Annotated in this window: 25 protein-coding genes; 10 read left to right on the forward strand and 15 right to left on the reverse strand. The window is 58.9% G+C overall.

Features of this window, described 5'->3' with window-relative positions; translation table 11 throughout:
* Positions 1–26 precede the first annotated feature (26 nt).
* Both HNR03_RS25865 and msrB read right to left on the reverse strand, forming a co-directional pair.
* Positions 27–1,790, reverse strand: coding sequence for a cytochrome c biogenesis protein DipZ (locus HNR03_RS25865; RefSeq protein ID WP_259156730.1), 1,764 nt, complete (start codon positions 1,788–1,790; stop codon positions 27–29).
* Between the two features lie 43 nt (positions 1,791–1,833).
* Complete coding sequence (gene msrB, locus HNR03_RS25870) at positions 1,834–2,352, reverse strand: peptide-methionine (R)-S-oxide reductase MsrB (protein WP_259156732.1); 519 nt, start codon at positions 2,350–2,352, stop codon at positions 1,834–1,836.
* A 152-nt stretch (positions 2,353–2,504) separates the two neighbouring features.
* Between msrB and HNR03_RS25875 the strand changes: the two genes are divergently transcribed.
* From HNR03_RS25875 to HNR03_RS25890, 4 genes are all read left to right on the forward strand, one after another.
* Positions 2,505–3,221, forward strand: a complete 717-nt coding sequence (locus HNR03_RS25875; protein ID WP_259156733.1) for a response regulator transcription factor — start codon at positions 2,505–2,507, stop codon at positions 3,219–3,221.
* A complete protein-coding gene (locus HNR03_RS25880) occupies positions 3,218–4,735 on the forward strand; it encodes a HAMP domain-containing sensor histidine kinase (RefSeq protein WP_259156735.1) in 1,518 nt (505 codons plus the stop codon). The genes HNR03_RS25875 and HNR03_RS25880 overlap by 4 nt, the downstream gene beginning before the upstream one ends.
* 58 nt (positions 4,736–4,793) lie before the next feature.
* Positions 4,794–5,531: a DUF72 domain-containing protein gene (locus HNR03_RS25885; protein ID WP_259156737.1), complete on the forward strand. Its 738-nt coding sequence runs from the start codon at positions 4,794–4,796 to the stop codon at positions 5,529–5,531.
* A 136-nt stretch (positions 5,532–5,667) separates the two neighbouring features.
* Positions 5,668–6,372: a hypothetical protein gene (locus tag HNR03_RS25890; RefSeq protein WP_222588362.1), complete on the forward strand. Its 705-nt coding sequence runs from the start codon at positions 5,668–5,670 to the stop codon at positions 6,370–6,372.
* 61 nt (positions 6,373–6,433) lie between these two features.
* Here the strand turns inward: HNR03_RS25890 and HNR03_RS25895 are convergent, their stop codons facing one another.
* Positions 6,434–6,925 carry a RidA family protein gene (locus HNR03_RS25895; RefSeq protein ID WP_259156741.1) on the reverse strand — a complete coding sequence of 164 codons (492 nt, stop codon included), beginning with the start codon at positions 6,923–6,925 and terminating at the stop codon, positions 6,434–6,436.
* A gap of 122 nt (positions 6,926–7,047) precedes the next feature.
* Between HNR03_RS25895 and HNR03_RS25900 the strand changes: the two genes are divergently transcribed.
* Positions 7,048–8,457, forward strand: a complete 1,410-nt coding sequence (locus HNR03_RS25900) for a PLP-dependent aminotransferase family protein (RefSeq protein ID WP_259156743.1) — start codon at positions 7,048–7,050, stop codon at positions 8,455–8,457.
* Between the two features lie 7 nt (positions 8,458–8,464).
* Here HNR03_RS25900 and HNR03_RS25905 read toward each other — a convergent pair whose 3' ends face one another.
* The 10 genes from HNR03_RS25905 to hmpA form a co-directional block, all read right to left on the reverse strand.
* Positions 8,465–8,917 carry a hypothetical protein gene (locus HNR03_RS25905; RefSeq protein WP_259156745.1) on the reverse strand — a complete coding sequence of 151 codons (453 nt, stop codon included), beginning with the start codon at positions 8,915–8,917 and terminating at the stop codon, positions 8,465–8,467.
* Positions 8,901–9,539 (reverse strand): DUF6036 family nucleotidyltransferase, encoded by a 639-nt coding sequence (locus HNR03_RS25910; RefSeq protein WP_259156747.1) that lies wholly within the window; start codon positions 9,537–9,539, stop codon positions 8,901–8,903. Before HNR03_RS25910 ends, HNR03_RS25905 begins: the two co-directional genes overlap by 17 nt.
* Before the next feature lie 300 nt (positions 9,540–9,839).
* On the reverse strand, positions 9,840–10,727 hold the full coding sequence (cyoE, locus tag HNR03_RS25915) for a heme o synthase (RefSeq protein ID WP_259156749.1): 888 nt from the start codon (positions 10,725–10,727) through the stop codon (positions 9,840–9,842).
* Positions 10,728–10,738: 11 nt separating this feature from the next.
* The gene (gene cyoD, locus HNR03_RS25920; protein ID WP_222588365.1) at positions 10,739–11,080 is read right to left on the reverse strand and encodes a cytochrome o ubiquinol oxidase subunit IV; all 342 of its coding nucleotides are present in this window, start codon (positions 11,078–11,080) and stop codon (positions 10,739–10,741) included.
* Complete coding sequence (locus HNR03_RS25925; protein WP_027922711.1) at positions 11,080–11,706, reverse strand: cytochrome o ubiquinol oxidase subunit III; 627 nt, start codon at positions 11,704–11,706, stop codon at positions 11,080–11,082. Before HNR03_RS25925 ends, cyoD begins: the two co-directional genes overlap by 1 nt.
* A 3-nt stretch (positions 11,707–11,709) precedes the next feature.
* The gene (cyoB, locus tag HNR03_RS25930) at positions 11,710–13,740 is read right to left on the reverse strand and encodes a cytochrome o ubiquinol oxidase subunit I (RefSeq protein ID WP_208671523.1); all 2,031 of its coding nucleotides are present in this window, start codon (positions 13,738–13,740) and stop codon (positions 11,710–11,712) included.
* Positions 13,741–13,743: 3 nt separating this feature from the next.
* Positions 13,744–14,688: a ubiquinol oxidase subunit II gene (cyoA, locus tag HNR03_RS25935; RefSeq protein WP_208671522.1), complete on the reverse strand. Its 945-nt coding sequence runs from the start codon at positions 14,686–14,688 to the stop codon at positions 13,744–13,746.
* Positions 14,689–15,504: 816 nt separating this feature from the next.
* The gene (locus tag HNR03_RS25940) at positions 15,505–16,014 is read right to left on the reverse strand and encodes a disulfide bond formation protein B (protein WP_222588366.1); all 510 of its coding nucleotides are present in this window, start codon (positions 16,012–16,014) and stop codon (positions 15,505–15,507) included.
* Positions 16,015–16,039: 25 nt separating this feature from the next.
* Complete coding sequence (locus tag HNR03_RS25945; protein ID WP_259156755.1) at positions 16,040–16,582, reverse strand: ester cyclase; 543 nt, start codon at positions 16,580–16,582, stop codon at positions 16,040–16,042.
* 233 nt (positions 16,583–16,815) lie between these two features.
* Entirely contained in the window at positions 16,816–17,997 is a 1,182-nt protein-coding gene (gene hmpA, locus HNR03_RS25950) for an NO-inducible flavohemoprotein (protein WP_259156756.1), read from the reverse strand.
* A 146-nt stretch (positions 17,998–18,143) separates the two neighbouring features.
* Between hmpA and norR the strand changes: the two genes are divergently transcribed.
* The 5 genes from norR (at position 18,144) to HNR03_RS25975 (ending at position 22,506) form a co-directional block, all read left to right on the forward strand.
* Positions 18,144–19,694, forward strand: a complete 1,551-nt coding sequence (gene norR, locus HNR03_RS25955) for a nitric oxide reductase transcriptional regulator NorR (RefSeq protein WP_208671519.1) — start codon at positions 18,144–18,146, stop codon at positions 19,692–19,694.
* Between the two features lie 123 nt (positions 19,695–19,817).
* Positions 19,818–20,720 (forward strand): chemotaxis protein CheV, encoded by a 903-nt coding sequence (locus tag HNR03_RS25960; RefSeq protein WP_017340667.1) that lies wholly within the window; start codon positions 19,818–19,820, stop codon positions 20,718–20,720.
* A 27-nt stretch (positions 20,721–20,747) separates the two neighbouring features.
* Positions 20,748–21,206: a GNAT family N-acetyltransferase gene (locus HNR03_RS25965; protein ID WP_259156989.1), complete on the forward strand. Its 459-nt coding sequence runs from the start codon at positions 20,748–20,750 to the stop codon at positions 21,204–21,206.
* Between the two features lie 139 nt (positions 21,207–21,345).
* Complete coding sequence (locus HNR03_RS25970) at positions 21,346–21,672, forward strand: hypothetical protein (protein WP_259156759.1); 327 nt, start codon at positions 21,346–21,348, stop codon at positions 21,670–21,672.
* An 84-nt stretch (positions 21,673–21,756) separates the two neighbouring features.
* Positions 21,757–22,506, forward strand: coding sequence for a YkgJ family cysteine cluster protein (locus HNR03_RS25975; RefSeq protein WP_259156761.1), 750 nt, complete (start codon positions 21,757–21,759; stop codon positions 22,504–22,506).
* 137 nt (positions 22,507–22,643) lie between these two features.
* Here the strand turns inward: HNR03_RS25975 and HNR03_RS25980 are convergent, their stop codons facing one another.
* Positions 22,644–22,901 (reverse strand): hypothetical protein, encoded by a 258-nt coding sequence (locus tag HNR03_RS25980; RefSeq protein ID WP_259156762.1) that lies wholly within the window; start codon positions 22,899–22,901, stop codon positions 22,644–22,646.
* Between the two features lie 213 nt (positions 22,902–23,114).
* Positions 23,115–23,486 carry a DUF6124 family protein gene (locus HNR03_RS25985; RefSeq protein ID WP_259156764.1) on the reverse strand — a complete coding sequence of 124 codons (372 nt, stop codon included), beginning with the start codon at positions 23,484–23,486 and terminating at the stop codon, positions 23,115–23,117.
* Positions 23,487–24,003 lie beyond the last annotated feature (517 nt).

Here is a 24,003-nt window from a genome sequence, read left to right on the forward strand (position 1 = left end):
CTGACTCCTAAGTAAATGAAAGGCTATCAACCGAACGTAAACGCATACGCCGACACACCCGGATCAAGAAACTCGATGCTGAAGGTGTGATCGGTCACAGCGCTGTTCTGGCGCACCAATTGATACAAACGCTGTTCGGTGACGAGTCCGCGACCATCGGGTGCCACGTCAGTGCCGTGGGCATCGCCAGGCGCTTGTCCGTCAATCAGCACTTTGAAGCGCACCGGTTTACCGTCCGTATTGGGACTCAGGACCAGATGCAGATCCCGCGCGTGAAAGCGGTAGACGATTCGACTGGCCGGCGCGCTTGAGGTGGCGCGTTCCGAGCCAACTTTCCATTGACCGCCGAGGCTCCAGTCGTTGAGAGCCAGTTGGGAGGGCGGGCTGTACGTCGCGACTGTGTCAGGAGCCAGACTGGCCTCAGGCACGAAATGCTCCGCGCGCTGGTAGCCGACATAGGTTTCCGGCGATTGCACTTCGTTCATGTCCGGTGCGAGTTGAACACCCGTGGCGTCGGCATTGATCAACCCGCTGTCGACTTTTGCGGCGCCCGCTTCACGCAGCAACTGCTGGATAACCCGTTCCGATTCGGCGTACTCGCCTTCACCGAAGTGGTGATAGCGAATGCGCCCTTGAGCGTCGGCAAAATAATGGGCCGGCCAGTACTCGTTATTAAAAGCACGCCAGATCCGATAGTCGTTATCGACTGCAACCGGGTAGTTGATCCCCAGGTCCTTCATGGCTTTGGTGACATTGCCCACATCACGCTCGAAGGCGAACTCGGGGGCATGGACACCGATGACCACCAGCCCCTGATCACGGTATTTTTCGGCCCAGGCTTTCACATACGGCAAGGTGCGCAGACAGTTGATGCAGGAGTAAGTCCAGAAATCCACCAACACGACTTTGCCCTTCAACGCCTGTGCGGTCAGAGGCGGCGAATTGAGCCATTGGACAGCACCGTCAAGCGGCGGGAGGTTGCCTTCGACTGGCAATGCATCCGGCGCTTTCGCCGACACTTTCATCGCCCCGCCAGCGGCCATCATTACCCCGCCGTTACTCGGTGATTGCCCCGCCAACCGGCCAACCAGCGCTTGCTCGATGCCGCCAGTGGAAGCGGTCGAGAACCGCGCCAGAATCCCGGTATCCAGCCCCAGGGCAATCGCCGCCACACCGGCCAGCATTGCCGCGCCCAGTCCGCGACGCAGCCACTCGCCAGCACCAATCGAACGCTTCATCGCCGCGAAGACTTTACCGCCCAGCAACAGCGCCACGGCGAGGGAGGTAGCGGCACCCGCGGCGTAGGCCAGCAACAACAAGGTGGTTGCGATGCTTGCCCCTTGCAGCGCGGCCCCGGTCAGCAGCAGGCCCAGAATCGGCCCGGCGCAGGGAGCCCAGAGCAGGCCCGTGGCGACGCCGATCAGGAACGAAGCGCCGGGACGTGGTTTGGGGTCGGCGCCCGCCGCTTCCGACAGTCGACTGCCGGCTGCCACCAGTGGCCGGGTCAGACGCTCGGCCAGCCGAGGCAGCAACAGCGTCAGACCGAACAGTGCCACGAACAGCAACGCGAGCCAGCGACCGTACTGATTGACTTGCACCACCCAGCCGCCGCCCACCGCCGCCAACGAGGCGACGAGCGCGAAGGTCAGTGCCATGCCCGCCAACAGCGGCAAACCACTTTTCATAAATGGCTGCCCGGTGCGCGCGAAGACAAAAGGCAGTACCGGCAGGATGCACGGACTGACGATCGTCAGCACACCACCGAGATAAGCGAGAACCAGAAGCCACATAGCATCGACCTGCATGAAGTGAGTGGAAGGACGGGCCCACGGATCAAGCCGCCTGGGGCACGAAGGTCAGCGCCAGCCCGTTCATGCAGTAGCGCAGGCCGGTGGGTTTTGGCCCGTCATCGAAGACATGGCCCAGGTGACCACCGCACCGTCGGCAATGCACTTCTTCACGCACGACGCCGAGGGACCGGTCCTGACGGGTGGCCACCGCGTTGTCCAGCGGCGTCCAGAAACTCGGCCAACCGGTGCCGCTGTCGAATTTGGTTTTGGAGGAAAACAGCGGCAGATTACAACCGGCACAGACGAACAGACCCTCGCGGTGCTCATTGTTCAGCGGGCTGCTGTACGCCCGCTCCGTGCCCTCTGCTCGCAGGATTTCGTATTGCTCGGGGCTGAGCATGGCGCGCCATTCGCTGTCGCTGTGAGTCACCTCGAAAGCTTCCGCCGCACTGGCATCGCTGACCAGCGCCGTGCTGGCGGAAAATTTTGGCAATACACCGATCACCAACGCTGCAGCCCCCAGCCCGCCGCCCGCTACAAGAAACTGTCGCCGTGAAAACATGGCCTTCTCCAAAATTCCAGGTGCCTGACATGGAACACAGCCTAGGCTTGGGTTGATCGCCAAATCCTCACGGGGAGTTAAACAATTCGTGATAACTCGACCCGAGGAAAACCCGCACAATGTGCCCATTGCGCTACAAAGGATTGAGCTTTATGGAACAGACCAAACGTGTCCTGGTGGTCGAAGACGACCTGCACATCGCCGACCTTATCTGCCTGCATCTGCGCGATGAGCAGTTCGAGGTGGTGCACTGCGCCGACGGTAACGAGGGCATGCAACTGCTGCAGCAAGGAAGCTGGGACGCCCTGATCCTCGACCTGATGTTGCCCGGCGTCGACGGCCTGGAAATCTGCCGTCGAGCGCGGGCAATGGCTCGCTACACACCGATCATCATCACCAGCGCACGCTCCAGCGAAGTGCACCGCATTTTGGGGTTGGAGCTCGGTGCCGACGATTATCTGGCCAAGCCTTTTTCCATGCTTGAACTGGTTGCCCGGGTCAAAGCCCTGCTGCGACGCGTCGACGCGATGGCGCGCAACCTGAAAATGGATGCCGGCAGCCTGCTCGCCGACGGTCTTTCCATCGATCCGATCACTCGCGACGTCACGCTCGACGGTCGGCGCCTGGACCTCACGCCACGGGAATTCGACCTGTTGTATTTCTTCGTCCGCCAGCCGGGCAAGGTGTTCTCGCGCATGGACTTGCTCAACGCCGTCTGGGGCTACAGCCACGAAGGCTACGAGCACACGGTCAACACGCACATCAACCGCCTGCGGGCCAAGATCGAGACCGATCCGGCGCAACCCGCGCGGATCCTCACGGTGTGGGGTCGCGGTTATAAATTCGCGGCCAGGGAGGAGCAGCCATGAGGCTGACCCTGACACAACGCCTGTCCCTGGTGTTCGCCGTTCTGTTGCTGGTGTGCTGCGGCACATCGGCCTGGATGCAAGTGCGCTCCAACCAGATGCATGAACTGGAAGTGGTGCAAGGATTGTCCCGGGACCTGGCGCAGCACATTGCCCGCGACACGGTGCTGATGGACAGCAATGGCCTGATGCCCGATGCCGTGCGCGAACTGTTCAGCAAACTGATGCTGGTCAACCCCAGTGTCGAGGTGTACCTGCTGGACACCGAAGGCCGCATTGTCGGCAGTGCCGCGCCGGAGGGCCGGATACATCGCGAGCGCATTGATCTGACGCCGATCCAGCGTTTGCTCAAGGGCGACGCGCTGCCAATTCTCGGTGACGACCCGCGCAGCACCGAGGGCCGCAAGGTATTCAGCGCCGCGCCGTTGCAGGTCAACGGTAAACCCGCGGGTTATCTCTATGTGGTGTTGCTCAGCGAAGAACACGACCGCTTCGCCGAGCGCGGCGCCACCAGCGCTGCGCTCAATACCGCCCTGTTGTCCATTGGTCTGGTGGCGTTGTTGTGCCTGATCGCCGGTCTCACGGCATTTGCCCTGATCACCCGGCCGCTGCGGCGCTTGACCGAAAGAGTCAGCCAGTTCGACATCGACGCCGTCCCCACTACACCGCCCACCCCGGAACCGGTTGAAAAGGCGGCCAGCCACGATGAAATCGCCGTGCTCGACGCCGCCTTCCGCCAGATGCAAACCCGCCTCAGCGAACAATGGCGTTCGCTGACCCGCCAGGATCAGGAGCGCCGCGAACTGGTGGCCAACATCTCCCACGACCTGCGCACACCGCTGGCTTCGCTGCACGGTTATCTGGAAACGCTGTCGCTCAAGGACACCACGCTGTCCCCCGCTGACCGTCGGCGCTACCTAGGCATCGCGCTGGATCAAAGCCGCAAGGTCGGTGGCCTGGCGCAATCACTGCTGGAACTGGTGCGGCTGGAGCACGGATTTGTACAACCCGTGCTCGAACGCTTCTCCCTGACCGATCTGGTGCAGGACATCTTCCAGAAATTCGAACTCACCGCCGAGGCACGCCAGATCGAACTCAAGGCGAGCTTCGCACCGAACATTTCGACGGCTTGCGCCGATCTGGGGCTGATCGAGCGAGTGCTGACCAATCTGTTCGACAATGCCCTGCGCGATACACCACAAGGCGGCGAAATCGAGTTGAGCCTGCGTCCTCACGGGTCGTTCATTGAGGTCACCGTCAGCGACACCGGACCGGGCATAGCCCCACAACTGCGCGAAGGCTTGTTCCTGCGTCCATTCAACATTGGTGGTGCCCGACGCGATGGCGGATTGGGATTGCGCATCGTGCATCGGATCCTGCAGCTACACGGTATCGAGATCCAGTTGGTCGATGTGCCAGGACGCGGCGCGACTTTCCGTTTCTCCTTGCCGGTGGATGAGCAAACCGCTGAACAATGGGCCGTTCGCTCGATGAACCTGAACTCGATGGGGAAATAGCCTCGTTTCAGCGGTCACAGCTTTGAACCCGACCTGACGCTGAGGCAAGTAGCCCTTGATGACTGCCACGACGCCCTTGTACATCGGTTGCGCCGGCTGGAGCCTGCCCCGTGATCATTGGGAGGCATTTCCCACCGTAGGCACTCACCTGCAGCGGTATGCCGCACGGATGACGTGCGTGGAAATCAACAGCTCCTTCTATCGACCCCACCGCCCGGCAACGTATGCCCGGTGGGCCGAGAGCGTGCCGGAGGGCTTTCGGTTTTCGGTCAAAGTCCCCAAGCAGATTACCCACGAAGCGCGTTTGCTGGACTGTGCAAAGCTGATCGATGAGTTCATCGGGCAATGCTCCCATTTGGGCCAGAAGCTTGGTTGCCTGCTCATCCAGCTGCCACCTTCCCTGGCGTTTGAAGACAAGACGGCTCAAGGCTTTTTCAGCGTATTTCGTTCACGCTACGACGGATTTGCGGTGTTGGAACCCAGGCATGTCAGCTGGCAGACACCGCAGGCGCAGGCATTGCTGATTGAACATCGAATCGGGCAAGTGGCAGCCGATCCTTCGCCGATCCCCGAAGGTGACGTGCCCGGCGGATGGCAGGGTATCCGCTATTTCCGGTTGCACGGCTCACCGAGAATCTACTACTCAAGCTACGAGACGCCATGGCTGGAAGAACTGGCCATAACGCTGCAACCCCAAGCTCAAGACAGGCCCATCTGGTGCATTTTCGACAACACCGCCAGTGGCGCGGCGACCGCCAATGCGCTGGAGCTTCAACAAATGGTGGCCCCAGGCTAAAGCCTCCACGGCAAAAATGATGACCAGCGGCCTGTTCATCCGTGACAACTCAGGCTGGGTCCAATAGATTAGGCGGCCTGAAAAGGCCCTGTGCTTTCTCGCCTAAACCCAAGTTAAAAGAAGTAGTGAAATTTCAATGTCCGATTCCAATACCGCTGAATCCGTAGTCACCTTGTCGTCCAAAGCGGAATACGAAAACTCCATCAATCTTTCACAGCATGTTCCACAAGCCAAGACCATCAGCGAGATGGTCCTGGACGCGTTTCAGTCCACTCGGGAAAGCGACCAGATCCGCGAGCTGCGCACCGCGATCCGCCAGGCCCACGACAGCTTCGACGACGATAAAGCCTACGAATTGATGGGCGAGCTCAAGCAACTCAAAGATGCCGAAGCCGCTGACATTGCCGCGTTGGAAGACTTGAGCAGCAAATTCCCGATCAGCCGCATTCTGTCCAGTTTCAAGGACGATCCGGCCTTTCAGGAAATCGTTTATGGCCTGGCATTGAAGGTGCTGAACCAGACGCATCAGGCCATCAGCAACCCGAGCAGCGGCAAGAGCAAAGCGGCTCGCGCCAAGAAAGATCTTGAAGTGTTCACCATCAGCAAGGACGGCGTAAGCGTCACGCTGCCGCTGCGCACTCCCCGTTCGAGCCTGAACGTTGATCGCAAAGCGCTGGAATTCCTCGGTTTCACCTTCGTCGGCGAAGGCGATGACGCAGAGATCGAGAGCGAGACGTTCCTGGACAACACCGGGGCCGAACAAGCGGTCAACCGCAAGAACATCATCACCGCCCTTCAGCAGCAAACCGCGTTCGACGGCTACAGCATCGCCGCGCAGTAACACTGCCACACCTCAAAGCCCCGCCCTCGCATGCGGGGCTTTTTATTGCCCGCTGGATTGATTACACCGACGGATGCAGCGCCGCGATCATGTCGATTTCGACGGGGGCGTTTTTCGGCAACTGGTAAACACCGACAGTCGTTCGCGTATGTCGACCGGCATCGCCCAATACATGCGTGAGCACGTCCGATGCACCGTTGGCCACTTCGCTCAGGTCGACAAAATCGAATGTGGACTTCACATACACCGTGATGCGAAGGAGCGCCTTGACGTTATCCAGTGAACCAATGGCCTCGCGGATCAGCGCCAACCCGCGTATCGCGCTGATGCTGGCAGCCTCTTGGGCATCGGCCATGTTGAGTTCCAGTCCGACGCGCCCAGGGTACTGGACTTTGCCGTTCATGCGCGGCACCAGGCCACTGACGTACACCTCGTCACCGTGCCGAAGCAGCGGCGCGTAGTGCCCGCCGGCTGCGTTCTCGTCGTAGATGTCAAAGCCGTGTTCTTTGGCCATCGCGAGGAAACGTTCATCGCGGGTTATCTGCTGAATCATCTACTGGACCCCCTTGGTCAATCATGCGAACCGCGCAGATGATGGTAGAGGCAGTCGTTTGCGTTGATCAGGGCAAGTTCGTATAGAATCCAGCGAACTTTACTGCCAGGGAGACCAGTAAAATGCAGGCTCAGCGCGCAGTGATCGCCGCCATCGAATTCCAGCCGGGAGTTCCGCTGGTGCAGCAGATCGTCGATCAGCTGTCTGTGGCAATCAGCCAGGGTGGCTTGCCTCACGGGGCCAAGTTGCCACCGATTCGCGAACTGTCCGAATTGATGAACGTGGGCAAATCCACGGTGGTCGATGCCTTGGACCGATTGCGCGCCAAGGGACTGGTGGTTTCACGCCAGGGCTCGGGGCACTACGTCCAACGGGCCATCAACCAGCCACCGGCTGCGCCAGGCCCGGACCTGCAACCCCAGGACATACTCAGTCGGGTCCGCCGCGCAATCCTGTTGAACAATGGCGCGTTGCGCCCCGGATGCGGATTCTTGCCGGGTTCGTGGCTGCCCGCTGAAGAACTCCTAAAAGCCGTGCGCGGCACCCTTCGTGCGACCGCGCTGCGCATGGGCGAATACGGTGAGGTGGGCGGTTACCTGCCGCTGCGCGAGGCGTTGCGGGTAAAGTTGTCGACCGTCGGCATCGACGTGCCGGTGGAGCAGATCATCACCACCGCCAACACCGTGCAAGCCATCGACCAGCTAATGCGCCTGTTGATAAAACCCGGCGACACAGTGCTGCTGGACGATCCGTGCTACTTCAACATGCACGCCAACCTGGTGTTGCACGGCGCCAAGGTCATCACCATTGCCCGCGATTGCGAGGGCCTGGATCTGGAGGCGTTCGAGCAATTGCTGATTGTCCATCGCCCCGTGCTGTACATGACCAACAGCACACTGCACAACCCGACCGGCCACTCGTTCTCCGCCGCCCAGGTTTACCGTTTGCTGGAGCTGAGTCACCGTTACGGTTTCCACATCGTGGAAGATGACCTCTATGGCGATCTCCAACAAAAACATACCCCGCGACTGGCTGCCAGTGGTCTGGACAACGTCAGCTACGTCTCCGGTTTTTCCAAGACCCTGACCGCCAACAGCCGGGTCAGCTACGCAGTGCTCTCGCCGCAACTGGCCGCACGCTTGATCCGTTTGAAGATGAGCTGCGGCGGCGTGACCTCAGAGTTGGCGGAACAAATTATCTGCACGATGCTCACCAACGGCACCTACGCCAAACACACCCGCCGCACCGTCGATCGCCTCTACGAATCGAGCAGCCGCGTGGCGCGCTGGCTGGTCGAGGCCGGATGCTCGGTGTCTTCGCTGCCGGGCGAAGGCCTGTTCATCTGGACCCGTTTACCGGAAGGGTTGCACGCCGAGACGCTGGCCAATAAAGGCCTTGAAAACGACCTCGTCCTGGCACCCGGCACCTTGTTGAGCAAAGCGGCTGATGCCAACAGCTTCCTGCGCTTCAACGTAGCGCACAGCGATAGCCCGCAGGTGCGTGAGCGGTTTTTCCGATTGCTCGATAGCTGATAAATCTTCAGGAAAACGTGGCGCGTTGCTCTGCTGCGTAATGTCGAGTCTGAAAAGGCATCAGGGTTTGAGCCTTCAAGCCAAGGCCCTCACTCAACCCCCATGAAGCAGCAAGTTCATCACGGCGACGGCGAAGCGGAGCGGCTGGTTGTGGCTTCACGTCTTGCTTGAAAGTCGAGTATGCAAAAAGCTCAAGGACATTGAAGGTTTCCAGCACGCGGCTATCAGACATGCACGCAAAACGAGTGAAACGTTCGAGCAAGTAGCCTGCACGGCGGATTTCGATCTCATCAGAGTGTCGACTCAAAAATGCCGAGACTTCACTTTCAAGGTTCGAGTCCGAGTACCAAACAGCTTCGGCCGCGCTTACAAGCGCAGCATCATCTGCTTGATTCAAAGGGCTTTTGACCAGCGTGTCCAAAGCGGATGAGAGGACGTGGCCGTTAAGGGGCTTCGTCATCTGTTATCTCCAGATAATTTTGCAAAATATTGTCGAGAACGGACGTTGGTGGCTCTTTGTTGCCAACATATACATCAATTGCCTGCAACGCCAATCGACGTAGTTCGGTGGTGATTATGAAGCCGCTCCTGAGTAGCGCCATGATATCGCCAATGTCTTGATCCGTAGCTCTGCCCAATTTAGATATCGCTATGTCGATGGGCGATGCAATGTGAACATGCAGAGGAGACTCGGTCGGGAACTCGGCAAGTGGCAGGCTCCGTTCCCAATAGTCCTCGTGAATTGGGCCAAAGCTTGTGTTGTATTGAAGGTCATAGTTCAGCTCCATCAACCGACCGGACCGCTCATCGATAAATTGTTCGGGAACCTCCGCGAGCATGGTTTGGAGGTGAAGACTTTTGGGGACATTCGCTTCGTAAACTTCGGCATCGACATCTGTTGAAACACGGTGACTCGTATAGAGGTGAACTGCGCACCCACCGAAAACGATAATTTTTACCGCCCCTGTCTCTGCGTATTCAAGTAGCAACTCCGCTTCGACGGATTTGAACATCGAAATCAAAGCCTGCCCCAACGCCGTGCTCGTATTGACGCGAGGGGTAATTACGTCCGACAACTCCATGTTCGAACCTCAAACTGATGTGGGATAGCGATGCCGGTGATAGCGCGCGGGTACACGCCTGGCAGCTATTGCGACTGAATTGGCCACACCCCCGAGGTTAGAAAGGCGACTTCCGAGCGACAACCTGAAAACCTTGTAGGAGGGTTCTGCTGCATGAGTAGGCATCGAGTTCAACTGCGCTTCCGTACGCGTTTCAATAGCAGCCTTACTCACAACTGACACCAAACCGACTGAATCGCACCCAACAAAAAGCCCCGCTCTTCTCTCGAAGGCGGGGCTTTTCTTTACAGCGTCCGACGCTTAAGGCGCGTACGTCAGCAACAGCTCGGTCGGCACTTTGAAGTCCAGGGACATCATCACGCTCAACGCGGTAATGGTGAAGATCGAGAACACGAACAGCTTGCGTGCCCAGACCGTGTCATCCACTGCCTTGTAACCGGTCCAGGCCATGTACAACCAGTACATGCCCATGGCCGCGGCGACGGCGAGGTAGCTCATGCCAGCGTAGCCGCTGAAGGTCAGCATCAAGGTCGCCACGAGGAACGCCAGGATGTAGAGCAGGATGTGCTTCTTGGCCACTTCGATCCCGCGTTTAACAGGCAGCACCGGAATCGATGCAGCCAGGTAATCGTTGAAGCGGAAAATCGCGATGGCGTAAGAGTGCGGCATCTGCCACAGGCTGAACATCACCAGCAACGTCAGTGCGGCCATGTCGAAGCTGTTGGTCACGGCGACGTAACCGATCACCGGCGGCATGGCGCCCGACAGACTGCCCACTAGCGTGCCGTGAACCGACTTGCGCTTGAGGTACAGGCTGTAGAAGCCGACGTAGATGACGAAACCGATCACTGCGAACAGCGCGGCCAACGGATTGGCCACCTTGTACAACAAGGCAACGCCCGCAACGCCGAGGACGGTCGCATAGATCAGTGCCAGTTTCAGGGAGATCAAGCCCTGGACCAGCACACGATTCTTGGTGCGTTCCATCTTCAGGTCGATGTCGCGGTCGATGCAGTTGTTGAACACGCAACCGGAAGCCACCACCAGGGACGTGCCGATCATGGCGGCCAGGAAAATGGCCAGATCGACATGCCCTTTCGAGGCCAGGAAAAATCCGCCCGCCACAGAAAGCACGTTACCGAAAATGATCCCCGGTTTGGTGATTTGGATAAAGTGCTTAAAGGACATCCGGACTTTCCTCAGTGCGCCATCATGACGGTGTGGATGCTGAACATGATCCACAGCGACAGGCCTACCAACAAGACGATTACCAGTGCGGCGAAAACAAACGCGATCACGTTGTTACGCTGGGCAGCCGAACGGTCCAGGTGGAGGAAGTAGACCAGGTGCACCAGCACCTGGATCACTGCGAACGCCAGTACGATCCAGAGGGTCATGGCTTTTGGCAGCGATGGGTACATCACCAGGCCGAAAGGAATGATCGTCAGGATCACCGACAGGATGAAGCCGATGGCGTAGGACTTGACGCTGCCGTGGCTGGCGTCGTGACTGTCGTGACCATGGGAGTGTGCGTTAGCCATTACAGAGTCCCCATCAGGTAAACAACGGTGAATACGCAGATCCACACCACGTCCAGGAAGTGCCAGAACAGGCTCAGGCAGCTCAGACGGGTCTTGTTGGTCGCCGTCAGGCCGTTTTTCTGGACCTGATACATCATGATCGCCATCCAGATCAGACCGCTGGTCACGTGCAGACCGTGGGTGCCGACCAGGGTGAAGAACCCGGACAGGAAGCCAGAACGGTTAGGACCGTAGCCTTCGGAGATCAGCATGTGGAACTCGTTGATCTCCATGCCGATGAAGCCCAGGCCGAACAGGAAGGTGATGGCCAACCAGCCCAGTACCGCCTTCTTGTTGCCCTTGAACAACGCCAGCATGGCGAAGCCGTAGGTGATCGAACTGAACAACAGGCAGGCAGTTTCGCCCAGCACGTATGGCAGTTCGAAGATGTCGTGGCCCGACGGGCCACCCGCTACGTTGTTAACCAGTACCGCGTACACCGCGAAGATCGACGCAAACAAAATGCAGTCGGTCATCAGGTAGAGCCAGAAACCGAATACGGTCATCTCGCCCGAGTCGTGGTGATGGTCATCGTGCCCATGTCCATCGACATGGGTGTGTCCAGCATTGGTCACTAAGTTCGACATGGTTTAAGCCTGTTCCAACGAGGTTTCAACACGGGTGGCAGTGGCCGGGAGTTTCCCTGCGGCTACCAGACGTTTGCGCTGCTCGGCTTCGGTGCGTTCGATCACGTCGACCGGCACCATGTAGCCCTGGTCATCACGGGCAGCGTGGATCACGAAGTAGATCACGGCGCCGGCGAGGCCGAAGATGGCCATCCACCAGATGTGCCAGATCATCGCGAAACCGAACACGGTCAACAGAGCACCCATGACCAGACCGGTCGCGGTGTTGTTTGGCATGTGGATCGGCTCGTACTTGACCGGAGTCTGGTACGCAGTACCGTCTTCCTTGGCTTCAGTGAACGGGTCGATGCAGTCGGCTTTTGGCAGTACGGCAAAGTTGTAGAACGGTGGTGGCGACGAGGTCGACCATTCCAGCGTGTGCGCATTCCACGGGTCACCGTGCTCGCACATGTTTTCCGGCTTCTTACGGTCACGGACACTGACGTAGAGCTGGATCAACTGGCAGGCGATACCGCAAGCGATCATCACCGCACCGAACATGGCAACGTACAGGTACGGTACCCACTCAGGGTTGGTAGTGGCGTTCAGACGACGGGTCATGCCCATGAAGCCCAGTGCATAGAGCGGCATGAACGCGACGAAGAAGCCCGAGATCCAGAACCAGAACGCAGCCTTGCCCCAACCTTCGTGCAGCTTGAAGCCGAACGCTTTAGGGAAGTAGAAGCCGAAGCCTGCGATGTAGCCGAACACTGCGCCGCCGATGATCACGTTGTGGAAGTGAGCGATCACGAACAGGCTGTTGTGCAGGACGAAGTCCGCACCCGGAATGGCCAGCAGTACGCCGGTCATGCCGCCGATGGCGAATGTCACCATGAAGCCCAGGGTCCACAGAACCTGGCTGGTGAAACGCAGACGCCCTTGGTAGATGGTGAACAGCCAGTTGAATAGCTTCACCCCCGTTGGGATCGAAATCAGCATCGTCGCCAGGCCGAAGAAGGCGTTGACGTTGGCACCCGAACCCATGGTGAAGAAGTGGTGCAGCCAAACCATGAAGCCCAGGATCGAGATCGCGCCCGAGGCGTAGATCATCGAGTGGTGGCCGAACAGTTTCTTGCCGGTGAACGCCGAGATGACTTCGGAGAAGATCCCGAACGCCGGCAGAATCAGGATGTAAACCTCAGGGTGACCCCAAGCCCAGAACAGGTTGACGTACATCATTGGATTGCCACCAAGTTCATTGGTGAAAATGTGGAAATCCATGTAACGGTCAAGCGTCAGCAAAGCCAGGGTAGCGGTCAGGATCGGGAAGGAAGCGACGATCAATACGTTGGCCCAGGTGCAGGTCCAGGTGAAGATCGGCATGTCCATCAGTTTCATGCCCGGGGTACGCATTTTCAGCACGGTGGCCAGGAAGTTGACCCCCGTCAGTGTCGTCCCGAGTCCCGATAGCTGCAGGGCCCAGATGTAGTAGTCGACACCCACGCCAGGGCTGTAGCCCAGTTCCGACAGCGGTGGATACGCAACCCAACCGGTACGGGCGAATTCGCCGACACCCAGGGACACGTTGACCAGCACCACGCCGGACATCAGCAGCCAGAAGCTCAGGGAGTTCAGGAACGGGTAGGCAACGTCACGCGCGCCGATCTGCAGCGGCACTGCAAGGTTCATCAGGCCGGTGAAGAATGGCATCGCCATGAAGATGATCATGATCACACCGTGAGCGGTGAAGATCTGGTCATAGTGTTCAGGCGGCAGGTAGCCAGGCGAACCTTCGGTGGACATGGCCAACTGGGTACGCATCATGATGGCGTCGGCAAAACCGCGCAGCAGCATGACCATGGCCACGATGATGTACATCACACCGATTTTCTTGTGGTCGACCGACGTCAGCCACTCGGTCCACAAGTAGGTCCACTTCTTGAAGTAGGTGATTGCAGCGAACACGCCCAGACCGCCGAGCGCGATCATGGCAATGGTCACCATCACGATCGGTTCGTGGAACGGGACCGCTTCCCAACTTAATTTACCAAACATCGTTTACTCCTCTGCCCCGGCAGCTGAATGCGAACTCATGTCCATCCCTTCCATCTGGGCCACTTCTTTCTCTTTCTTCTCGTGGTCCACTTTCGGACCTGCTTTCATGCCTTCGTACTTGTCGACGATGGTCTGGAACAGGTTCGGCGTGAACGAGGAGTAGAGCTCTACTGGATTGTTCTGGCTTGGTTTGGAAAGGGCTTCGTATTCAGCCTTTTCAAGCTGTTTAGGTGCCTTCTTGACATCACTGACCCAGGCATCGAAATCTGCCTGAGAGGTGGCGATTGCTTTGAACTTCATGCCGGTGAAACCCGCGCCGCTGTAGTTGGCGGAGATACCGTCGAATTCAGCGTTCTGGTTGGCAATCAGGTGCAGCTTGGTCTGCATGCCCGCCATCGCGTAGATCTGGCCACCCAGGCCCGGGATGAAGAACGAGTTCATCACGGTGTCGGAGGTGATCTGGAAGTTAATCGGCGTGTTGGCCGGGAAGACGATCTTGTTCACCGTAGCGATCCCTTGCTCGGGATAGATGAACAGCCACTTCCAGTCCATCGACACCACTTGAATGGTGATCGGCTTGACGTCGGATTCCAGCGGACGATACGGGTCCAGGGCGTGGGTCGACTTGTAGGTGACATAACCCAGGGCAATGATGATCAGCACCGGAATCGCCCAAACAGCGACTTCGATCTTGGTGGAGTGCGACCATTTTGGCGTGTACACGGCGTCCTGGTTAGAGGCGCGGTATTTCCACGCAAACAGGAAGGTCATGACGATGACCGGTACCACGACCAGAAGCATCAGCAGCGTTGCGGTGATGATCAGGTTTCGCTCGTCCAGGCCGACCTGACCCTTTGGATCGAGCAAGGTCATGTTGCAGCCTGACAGCAACAACGTGCCGAGCAGCGGCAATAAGCCTAGTAGTCTGGGGTACCTGTTTTTACTCATCTCACGACCTCTAAAGCAGCTTGCGCAATGCAGTTGGGTTTTGATCGCCAACACTTCACCCTGCCAAGGGTTGGCATTTTCTTGGATTGAATAAGTGGCTGCCCGTCGCGCGTCAGACGCTGTTCGACAAATCCTGGGCTAGCGCTAAGTTCTTATTCGAATTCGTGGTCAAAGGCCTTGTTACAGACCAATTCCATTTGGTGCGGATAGTTGGAAGGCTCCGACACCTGGGGGTCGCATGGAGCATTCATGCTCCTCGACGCCCTACTTCATGCTCAAGGTGAGCAGTGCCGGGAATTCAGTGCGGGCGATTGTAGATATGTAACGATTCATAAACCATGTCTCATCCCGAAATAATTTTTATCCATTCCAGCAACAATCATTAACGGTTTTTGCAAAAGTGCGGCATCTTATCGAAATTCATTCTCAACAAAAACACCAAAATTAGTAGGTCTACCTAGCGCAGTTCAGACAGCTTCGAGACCATCACCGCCGCCCCCGACCCTGCCCAAGCCCCTACGTGACAAGGGTTCCGGCAATTCGCCGGGACCTGTTAAAACTGCCTGCTTCGCTGTTTTCGGCGAGCGGCCTCCAAACGTTCAAAAAGACCAATGTTGTTGCACAGCCACGCACCAATTCACGGCGTTGAAACGCCTTGCGACAGTCGCGCTGTGACAACATGTCGCACACGTGTCGCACCCTTCCCTGTCACACATCACGGTCTTTCTACTTGAGCCCTGAAATGCAAAACGCCCCGGTCCTCTCAACGAGGGCCGGGGCGTTTTCGGGTTGAAGCAACGGTGCGGCGACAGTCTCTCAGCGCAGAGCTTTGCGGTTACGCACAGTCAGCAGCGGAACCAGCACCACGATCAGCACAAACGCCACCAGCGCCCATTGCGCCAGCGACAGACCGAGGATCGGCGGGTACGGCGTGGAGCAGAAACCATCGACCTGGAAGCCCAGCGGGAAAATCTTCGCCAGCGGCAGGCCATCGACAATCGGTTGCAGCACATCGACGCCGCAACTGACCGCCGGATAGAACTGGGTAAAGACGTGATGCCCGGCTACCGCGACGCCGGCCAATGCGCTGATCACCACCAGGGTTTCAAACACCGTGATGCTGCGACGGGTGCGCATGGCTGCACCGATGAAGGCAAACAGCGCAATCAGCAACAACGCGTAGCGTTGCAGGATGCACAGCGGGCACGGCGCCTCCTCCAGCACAACCTGCATGTACAGCGCGCCGCCGATCAGCGCCAGGCAGATGATGCCCAGCAACACCAGATAACGCCGCTCACGTCCCAACCGTATTGTTTCCTCGCTCATCGCGTTTCCCTTATGTGCTCGTGGATCAGCTCGCCGGCGGCTGCGCTTGCAGCTGCTGCATCAGGCTGATGTTGTCTTCGATATGCCAATTGGCCGCGATGCGACCGTTATTGATCTGATAGATATCGGTTGCCCGGAAGTCTACACGCTGGCCCTGCCCATTGAGAGCCTTGAACGGGCCTGTGAAGTGACCGCGAAAGTGCAAATGCACCACCACCCGGTCGCCGGCAATGATCATTTGCTCGATCTCGCAGCTCAGGTCCGGCACTGCCGCGCGAAAGAACTTCGACGCCAGCAATGGCCCGGTCGCCCCCTGGACCCGGCCTTCGGGCGGTGTCTTATCGACGAACTGCTCCGACAAGGCTGCCTTGGCCAACGCCTCCTCCCCCGTGTTCCAGAAACTGCCGTAACGCCGGGCAGCCAATTCCATCGCATCGCGCTGACCCTTGGGCAAGCTCTGATCGACGATCAGCGTCTGCGGCTGGAGCAAGGCGGATTCGGCAAACACGGACGGACTGGCCAATACAGCAGCCGTCAGAAGAAGGCGGGAGAAGGTGATGTGAGTCATGGGGCGATCCTGATTCTGTAAACGAACGAGCGCCTATCATCAGCATCGGGGAATAAACGATAAACCGGTTAAGAACGGATTAACTTTTAAAGGATTTTTACGAATCGAGACCGAGGTGCGGCCAATCGCGAGCAGGCTCGCTCCCACACTTGATCGCGTCAAACGCAAATCCAATGTGGGAGCGAGCCTGCTCGCGATGAAGGCGACCCGGTCTCCCGAGTCGCCGCAGAGGTTTATTCCAGCGCCGAAGCCGGCCCGAAGAACTCGTAACGGCTTTGCTTCTCCGGCACACCCAAGGCTTTGAGGTGGCGTTTGATGGCTGCCATGAAACCTTTAGGCCCCAGGAAGTAAGCATCCAGATCGCGCTGCTCCGGCAGCCATTTGCCCAACTGTTCCTGACTCAATAGCCCGACCTTGTCCGCCGCCGGGCTCACGCCGTCATCTTCGGCGTAGCAATAGAAGCGCTTGAGCTGCGGGTGACGCTCGGCCAGACCATCGATCCAGTCGCGGAAGGCGTGAACGCTGCCGTTGCGTGCGCAGTGGATAAAGTGCACCGGACGTTCGGTCGCCAACGCCGCCTCAAGCATTGCCAGGGTCGGAGTAATCCCGACGCCGCCGCTGATCAGCACCAGCGGTTTGTCGCTGGCGGTCAGGGTGAACTCGCCCGATGGCGGGAACAGCTGAATGCTCGCACCGACATGCAACTGATCGTGCAAGTGATTGGAGGCGCGGCCACCAGTCTCGCGTTTAACGCTGATGCGGTACTGGCCTGTGTTGGCCAGCGCCGACAACGAATAGTTGCGACGGATCTCTTCACCATCGAGGATAAGCTTCATGCCGATGTACTGGCCCGGTTCAGCGGCCAGAATCGCGCCTTTGTCCGCAGGTTCGAAGTAGAACGAAGTGATTTCCGCGCTTTCCTCGACTTTGGCCGCGACAATGAATTCACGCGCCCCACGCCAGCCGCCCGGTGCCTGTTCTTTTTGGTCGTAGATGCTGGTTTCGGCGCCGATCAGGATCTCGGCCAATTGACCATACGCGGCGCCCCAGGCGCTCATCACTTCAGGGGTGGCGATTTCGTCGCCCAGCACTTCGCTGATGGCGCGCAGCAGGCACGTGCCGACGATCGGGTAATGTTCAGGCAGGATTTGCAGGGCCACGTGCTTGTTGATGATCTTGGCCACCAGATCGCCCAATTGATCGAGCTGATCGATGTGCCGCGCATACATCAGCACGCCATTGGCCAGTGCGCGGGGCTGATCGCCGCTGGCCTGGTGAGCCTGGTTGAACAGCGGGCGGACTTCCGGGTATTCGGAGAGCATCATGCGGTAAAAGTGCGTGATCAACGCTTCACCACCGCTTTCGAGCAGCGGCACGGTGGATTTGACGATGGCACGGTCTTGAACGCTAAGCATAAGGTCGACTCCAGCTTTATGTGAATTACCCTAGACTTATCAGTTTCCATGCCAAGATTTAAAACCTTAAAAATCAATAGTTTAAAAACAACGTAGTCATATCGACACCCACTGACTTATAGTCATGTCGACTACATGGAGTCACTATGACTGCAAAATCGCTGCTCACCGCCCTGCTGCCTCTGGTCTCTGACCTGTCCCGCGAACTGCCCGAGGGCGAGCGCTATCGGCGCTTGCTCGAAGCCATGCGCGCCCTGCTGCCCTGCGATGCCGCCGCCCTGCTGCGCCTTGATGGCGAATGGCTGGTGCCGCTGGCCGTGGACGGGTTGAGCACCGACACCCTCGGGCGACGCTTCAAAGTCAGCGAACACCCGCGTTTCGAAGCGCTGCTCAGCAGTCACGGCCCGACGCGGTTCGCCGCCGACAGCGACTTGCCCGACCCTTACGACGGTCTGGTCGATGGCCTCGACGAACACCTGGAAGTTCACGATTGCATGGGCTGCCCACTGTTTATCGACGAGCGCCCGTGGGGCTTGCTGACCCTCGACGCCCTCGACCCGGAACGATTTGAACCGATTGAACTGGATGCGCTGCAAGCCTTCGCCAGCCTCGCCGCCGCCACCGTCAACGCTGCCGAGCGTATAGAACGCCTGGCCAATCGTGTCGAAGACGAACATCAGCGCGCCGAGGTTTATCGTCAGGCCAGCGGCCAGCAGAACCGCGAGATGATCGGCCAGAGCAAGGCGCATAAACGCCTGGTCGAAGAAATCAATCTGGTGGGCGGCAGCGACCTGACCGTGCTGATCACCGGCGAAACCGGCGTCGGCAAAGAATTGGTGGCACAGGCAATTCACGCCGCCTCCCCTCGCGCGGACAAACCGATCATCAGCCTCAACTGCGCCGCCCTGCCGGATACGCTGGTCGAAAGCGAACTGTTCGGCCATGTGCGCGGCGCCTTCACGGGTGCGACGAATGATCGTCGCGGCAAGTTCGAACTGGCCAATGGTGGCACGCTATTTCTCGATGAAGTCGGCGAACTGTCGCTGACCGTGCAGGCCAAATTGTTGCGGGTGCTGCAAAGCGGTCAATTGCAGCGCTTGGGTTCGGACAAAGAACATCAGGTGGACGTGCGACTGATCGCGGCGACCAACCGTGACCTGGCCGAGGAAGTGCGCAGCGGCCGCTACCGGGCCGACTTCTATCATCGCCTCAGTGTTTATCCATTGCAGGTGCCGGCGCTTCGGGATCGTGGACGGGACGTGCTGTTGCTCAGCGGCTACTTCCTGGAACAGAACCGCTCGCGCATGGGCCTCAATAGCCTGCGGCTGACTAGCGACGCGCAAGCTGCTTTGTTGGCTTACGACTGGCCGGGGAATGTGCGGGAGCTGGAGCATTTGATCGGTCGCAGCGCATTAAAGGCCCTAGGCAATTGCAAGGAACGGCCGAAGATTCTCAGTTTGAGTGCGGCGGATCTGGACTTGCCCAATGGCAGTGTCGAACTCCCCGCCGAACAACCCGCTGCCGTGCCTGTCGCGTTGGTCGCAGGGGATTTGCGTGAAGCCACCGAAAATTATCAGCGGCAATTGATCAGCGCGTGCCTGGAACGGCATCACGACAACTGGGCGAGTGCGGCACGTGAGCTAGGCTTGGATCGAGCGAATCTGGGGCGGATGGCCAAGCGATTGGGGATGAAGTGACGACCCTATCGTCGGAGCGCCGTCCGATTTACTAAAGCCTGCCCCTAACAAGTCGATAACCCGGCATCAATAGATTTTGGCGATTCTTAACTCGCCCATCACCTTTTTCCACAGAAGGTTTTTATGTCCACCACCAAAGCCCGCGCAGACTCACTTTCGCTTCTGCTGTTTACCTTGCGCAGCGGCAAGCTGATGGCAATCAACCTGCTGAAAGTCAGCGAAATCATTCCCTGCCCGCCGCTGACCAAGCTGCCGGAGTCGCACCCCCACGTCAAAGGCATCGCCACGTTGCGCGGCGCCTCGTTGTCGGTGATCGACCTCAGCCGCGCCATCGGCGAGCGACCGCTGGAAGACCCGAACGGTGGCTGCCTGATCGTCACTGACGTCAGCCGCTCCAAACAGGGCTTGCATGTTCAGGCCGTGAGCAAGATTGTCCATTGCCTGACCACCGACATCCGCCCGCCGCCCTTTGGCTCCGGCGGTGTGCGCTCCTACATCACCGGCGTGACCTCGGTCGACGGCACGCTGGTGCAAGTGCTGGACATCGAAAAAGTCATCCACGGCATCGCCCCGGCACAGATCGAAATGGCCCCGACCGAGCTGAGCATGGAAGACGCTGAAGTGCTGGGCAACGCACGAATTCTGGTGGTCGACGACAGCCAGGTTGCCCTGCAGCAATCGGTGCACACCCTGCGCAACCTCGGCCTGCAATGCCACACCGCCCGCAGCGCCAAGGAGGCCATCGACTGCCTGCTGGACCTGCAAGGCACGGCGCAGCAGATCAACCTGATCGTCTCGGACATCGAAATGTCGGAGATGGACGGCTATGCCTTCACTCGCACCCTGCGCGAAACCCCGGACTTCTCGCACCTTTATGTATTGCTGCACACGTCTTTGGACAGTGCGATGAACAGCGAAAAAGCGCGCCTGGCCGGGGCCAATGCGGTGCTGACCAAGTTCTCGTCGCCGGAACTGACCAAATGCCTGATCGAAGCGGCCAAGGCTGTCGCCGAACAGGGTCACTGAGTCTTGGCCGAGCAATTCTGCTTTTTGATGCGGCGCAACCTGGCGCAGGCTGTGCCCGACATCACCTGGCCCAAGGGAATCGACCTTGTTCAATACCGCCCCGAACTGGCCGAAGCCGTTCACCGCTTGATGGAAATCGGTTATCAGCAAGGTGGCGGTCGCGTGCCTGCCCTGGACGTTTGGCAGCAACGGTTCGAGACCGATCCCGAATACGATCCGTCCCTGTGTTTCATTGCGCTAGAGGGCGAGCGCATCGTCGGCGTGTGCCAGTGCTGGACCAGCGCCTACATCAAAAACCTGGTGGTGCATCCTCAGGCCCAAGGCCTCGGACTTGGCCGTGCGTTGCTGCTGCATGCATTCAAAGTGTTTCAGGATCGCCGGGAAGGCTTTTTGGATTTGAAAGTCCTGGAAGACAACCTTCGGGCGCAGCGCCTGTATGAAAGTGCCGGGATGTATGTGGTCCGCCGGGAATTGGTTCCAGCCTGACCCACCGCCATCGCGAGCAGGGCCTACTCGATCAACTGTGGGAGCGAGCCTGCTCGCGATGAGGCCGACACATTCACCCCAAAACCATCAGGCATACTCCGACCCTCGGCCAACTCAATGCCCAAGGATGCCTGCCCCCATGAAAGCCACCGCCCTGACCTTCCTCTGCCTCACCGCCCTCGCTACCCAGGCCCATGCCTCCAGCCCCGACGCCTGGGCCGCCTACGACAAAGCCGTCCTCGCCAGTTGCACCAAGGCCAGCGGCCTGAAAGACGCCAAACCCGTCGGCACCGCCGCCCAGTTTGACGACCGCGTCGGCTACACCGCGTTGTTGTTGCAAGGCCAATACCCGCAGAAACACATGAAAGGCCAGCAAGGCACCGAACTGTGCCTCTACAACAAGAAAACCAAAACCGCCTACGTGACCGAATGGGACGCCATCCGCCCCGCCACCAAAGCCCAGTGACTGGCGCATAACTTGCTTCGACGCAGGTCTATGCGGTGAGATTCTGACGCCGCTTCCTGCCTTTTACCTGCGACCTGAAGCCTGATGAATACGACGTTTTCCTGCGTAGGCTGCGGCAAATGCTGCAACGACCATCACGTACCGCTGACCCTGGCCGAAGCCCGCATGTGGGCGGCTGACGGCGGTCAAGTGATCGTGCTGGTGGAAGGTTTCCTGGGCAACGGCCTGGGCCTGCCGGCGCAACAACGCGAACACGCCGAACGCCGCTCAGCGCGGGTTCGAAGCGGCGCGTCTGACGCCTACGTGGCGATCACCTTTGCTGCCTACAACGTCGGTCCCTGCCGGAATCTTGACGAAGACAACCTCTGCCGCATCTATGAACGGCGACCGCTGGTGTGCCGCATCTACCCGATGGAAATCAACCCACACATCGCGCTTAACACCGCCGTCAAAGAATGCCCGCCGGAATCGTGGGAACAAGGCCCGGACTTGATCATTGGCGGCAAACTGGTGGATCAGGAACTGGCAGCACTGATCCAGCGCTCACGTCAGGCGGATCGCGACGACATTCAGACCAAGGATGCGATTTGCGGATTGCTGGGGATTCGGACTACAGCGCTGAAGGGGGATGGGTTTACCGCTTATCTGCCGGACATGAACGCGTTTGCCGCGGTCATTGATCAGGTTTCAGCGCAACCGCTGCAGACGTCTGGCAGTGACTGGTTGTTTCATGTGTCGGGGGAGGATATCGCCGGGCAAGTACAGGCAGCCGGGGCGCAGGTGGCGACGGATACGCCGGTGAACTATGCGTTTATTTCGTTGCGGGCGGCTTGATCCAGAAGGTGTGCTGTCTGTTATGGCCCCTTCGCGAGCAAGCCCGCTCCCACATTTGAACCGTGTCGTACACAGATCAATTGTGGGAGCGGGCTTGCTCGCGAAGGCGATATATCAAGCACCGCAGAGTTTGAAACTCAGCGCTTACCCATCGAACGACGCGTCCCCGGAGGCGCAGCCCCCGGCGTCTTGGTATGGCCATTCTTCGCGCCATTCTTGTACCAAGGCTGGCTGGCGTTCTTCGCAGCAGCCAACTCACCCGGTTTGAACGGGAACTTGAACGCCGGAATCGCGGCTTTGGATTCGCTGTCTGCGCTGGAGTCGACGCTGTCTGGCAGGTCTGCCTGGTCGTCGCTCAAAGCGTCGGCAACCGGCGGTTGTGTCGGGGAAGTCATGAAAGCTCCGGGTGATGCAAAAGAGTCGGGCCCGGTCAGCGAGCCGCGAAAGGCGGCAGTATACCCGTGTCGAGCGCCGCAAGCTTCACGCCGCAAGCGAGTCCGTCGGGTTTTGTGTTGACTGACACACCGCAATCGCGAGCAACCCCAGCACCTGTGGGAGCGGGCTTGCCCGCGAAGAACGATAACGCGGTCAACCTGACCGGACGCTATTTACGCCGGAACCTCAACCCTGTCCAACACCCGATTCACCGCCAACTCCGCCAGCATGACCACCTGCTGAATCGCCAACACCGAATGCCGCTGCGGCCCCACCAGATTCGTCGCAAAATCACCGGCCATCACACTCGCCGACGCCAAAGACTCACAGGCATGAGCCAACAGACTTTCCGAATCAACTTCGGGGACAACCATGAACATCGTGCTCGGACGACGAGGTTTTACGGTGTATTGCTCGGGTGGATCGAGGTAGTAATCGAGCGCGCGTTTTATCGCTTCGCTGTCTTTGATGAGCGCTTCGGCCTGGGTGGACTCGGCGTTGGGGGTTGTGGTGTTGAGGGGTGGGTCGGGGATTAACTTATCCATGCAAACTCCTACTGAAATGGGTACCACCATTCGCCGGATCTCAAGCGGCGAAGAGGTGGCAGCTATGTGCAGTGTGAGATCACCGGTAGTAGGCACCCGGCCAGACCGAAGTCTGCCCGCACACAGCCGCCATAACGCATTTACAGGCAGCGGATAAACTGGCGCCAATTATGGTGGCATTGGCGCTAGATGCATACTGGTAGCCGGGGATCTCACGCCCGGTCGCTGAATTTGCAGCGACAGCTAGAGGTTAGAGAACACGCTTCCTACCCGGCAACCTGAAAAATGCGTGGGAAAGTGCTGTGTTTCTTACACATCGCTAAACACAAAAATGGAACGCGGAGCGTCCCGGGCTGCATTCCCACGCGGAGCGTAGGGAACGATCATGGGGCAGCAGGGAGAGATTGGTCGGCTGTCAGGCCGCCATCGTCGGAACGCCGCCCGGAGCAAGCTCGCTCCCACAGGGTTCGGAGTACGCCCGCAGGAGATTGGTCGGCTGTCAGGGCGTCATCGCTGG

The sequence above is a fragment of the Pseudomonas sp. JAI111 genome (genome assembly GCF_024809425.1).
Classification (GTDB): Bacteria; Pseudomonadota; Gammaproteobacteria; order Pseudomonadales; family Pseudomonadaceae; genus Aquipseudomonas.

What these genes read in the sequence shown, in the direction of transcription:
- HNR03_RS25865 (WP_259156730.1), bottom strand. Translation starts at nt 1,790, where the DNA reads ATGTGGCTTCTGGTTCTCGCTTATCTCGGTGGTGTGCTGACGATCGTC.
- msrB (WP_259156732.1), bottom strand. Translation starts at nt 2,352, where the DNA reads ATGTTTTCACGGCGACAGTTTCTTGTAGCGGGCGGCGGGCTGGGGGCT.
- HNR03_RS25875 (WP_259156733.1), top strand. Translation starts at nt 2,505, where the DNA reads ATGGAACAGACCAAACGTGTCCTGGTGGTCGAAGACGACCTGCACATC.
- HNR03_RS25880 (WP_259156735.1), top strand. Translation starts at nt 3,218, where the DNA reads ATGAGGCTGACCCTGACACAACGCCTGTCCCTGGTGTTCGCCGTTCTG.
- HNR03_RS25885 (WP_259156737.1), top strand. Translation starts at nt 4,794, where the DNA reads ATGACTGCCACGACGCCCTTGTACATCGGTTGCGCCGGCTGGAGCCTG.
- HNR03_RS25890 (WP_222588362.1), top strand. Translation starts at nt 5,668, where the DNA reads ATGTCCGATTCCAATACCGCTGAATCCGTAGTCACCTTGTCGTCCAAA.
- HNR03_RS25895 (WP_259156741.1), bottom strand. Translation starts at nt 6,925, where the DNA reads ATGATTCAGCAGATAACCCGCGATGAACGTTTCCTCGCGATGGCCAAA.
- HNR03_RS25900 (WP_259156743.1), top strand. Translation starts at nt 7,048, where the DNA reads ATGCAGGCTCAGCGCGCAGTGATCGCCGCCATCGAATTCCAGCCGGGA.
- HNR03_RS25905 (WP_259156745.1), bottom strand. Translation starts at nt 8,917, where the DNA reads ATGACGAAGCCCCTTAACGGCCACGTCCTCTCATCCGCTTTGGACACG.
- HNR03_RS25910 (WP_259156747.1), bottom strand. Translation starts at nt 9,539, where the DNA reads ATGGAGTTGTCGGACGTAATTACCCCTCGCGTCAATACGAGCACGGCG.
- cyoE (WP_259156749.1), bottom strand. Translation starts at nt 10,727, where the DNA reads ATGTCCTTTAAGCACTTTATCCAAATCACCAAACCGGGGATCATTTTC.
- cyoD (WP_222588365.1), bottom strand. Translation starts at nt 11,080, where the DNA reads ATGGCTAACGCACACTCCCATGGTCACGACAGTCACGACGCCAGCCAC.
- HNR03_RS25925 (WP_027922711.1), bottom strand. Translation starts at nt 11,706, where the DNA reads ATGTCGAACTTAGTGACCAATGCTGGACACACCCATGTCGATGGACAT.
- cyoB (WP_208671523.1), bottom strand. Translation starts at nt 13,740, where the DNA reads ATGTTTGGTAAATTAAGTTGGGAAGCGGTCCCGTTCCACGAACCGATC.
- cyoA (WP_208671522.1), bottom strand. Translation starts at nt 14,688, where the DNA reads ATGAGTAAAAACAGGTACCCCAGACTACTAGGCTTATTGCCGCTGCTC.
- HNR03_RS25940 (WP_222588366.1), bottom strand. Translation starts at nt 16,014, where the DNA reads ATGAGCGAGGAAACAATACGGTTGGGACGTGAGCGGCGTTATCTGGTG.
- HNR03_RS25945 (WP_259156755.1), bottom strand. Translation starts at nt 16,582, where the DNA reads ATGACTCACATCACCTTCTCCCGCCTTCTTCTGACGGCTGCTGTATTG.
- hmpA (WP_259156756.1), bottom strand. Translation starts at nt 17,997, where the DNA reads ATGCTTAGCGTTCAAGACCGTGCCATCGTCAAATCCACCGTGCCGCTG.
- norR (WP_208671519.1), top strand. Translation starts at nt 18,144, where the DNA reads ATGACTGCAAAATCGCTGCTCACCGCCCTGCTGCCTCTGGTCTCTGAC.
- HNR03_RS25960 (WP_017340667.1), top strand. Translation starts at nt 19,818, where the DNA reads ATGTCCACCACCAAAGCCCGCGCAGACTCACTTTCGCTTCTGCTGTTT.
- HNR03_RS25965 (WP_259156989.1), top strand. Translation starts at nt 20,748, where the DNA reads ATGCGGCGCAACCTGGCGCAGGCTGTGCCCGACATCACCTGGCCCAAG.
- HNR03_RS25970 (WP_259156759.1), top strand. Translation starts at nt 21,346, where the DNA reads ATGAAAGCCACCGCCCTGACCTTCCTCTGCCTCACCGCCCTCGCTACC.
- HNR03_RS25975 (WP_259156761.1), top strand. Translation starts at nt 21,757, where the DNA reads ATGAATACGACGTTTTCCTGCGTAGGCTGCGGCAAATGCTGCAACGAC.
- HNR03_RS25980 (WP_259156762.1), bottom strand. Translation starts at nt 22,901, where the DNA reads ATGACTTCCCCGACACAACCGCCGGTTGCCGACGCTTTGAGCGACGAC.
- HNR03_RS25985 (WP_259156764.1), bottom strand. Translation starts at nt 23,486, where the DNA reads ATGGATAAGTTAATCCCCGACCCACCCCTCAACACCACAACCCCCAAC.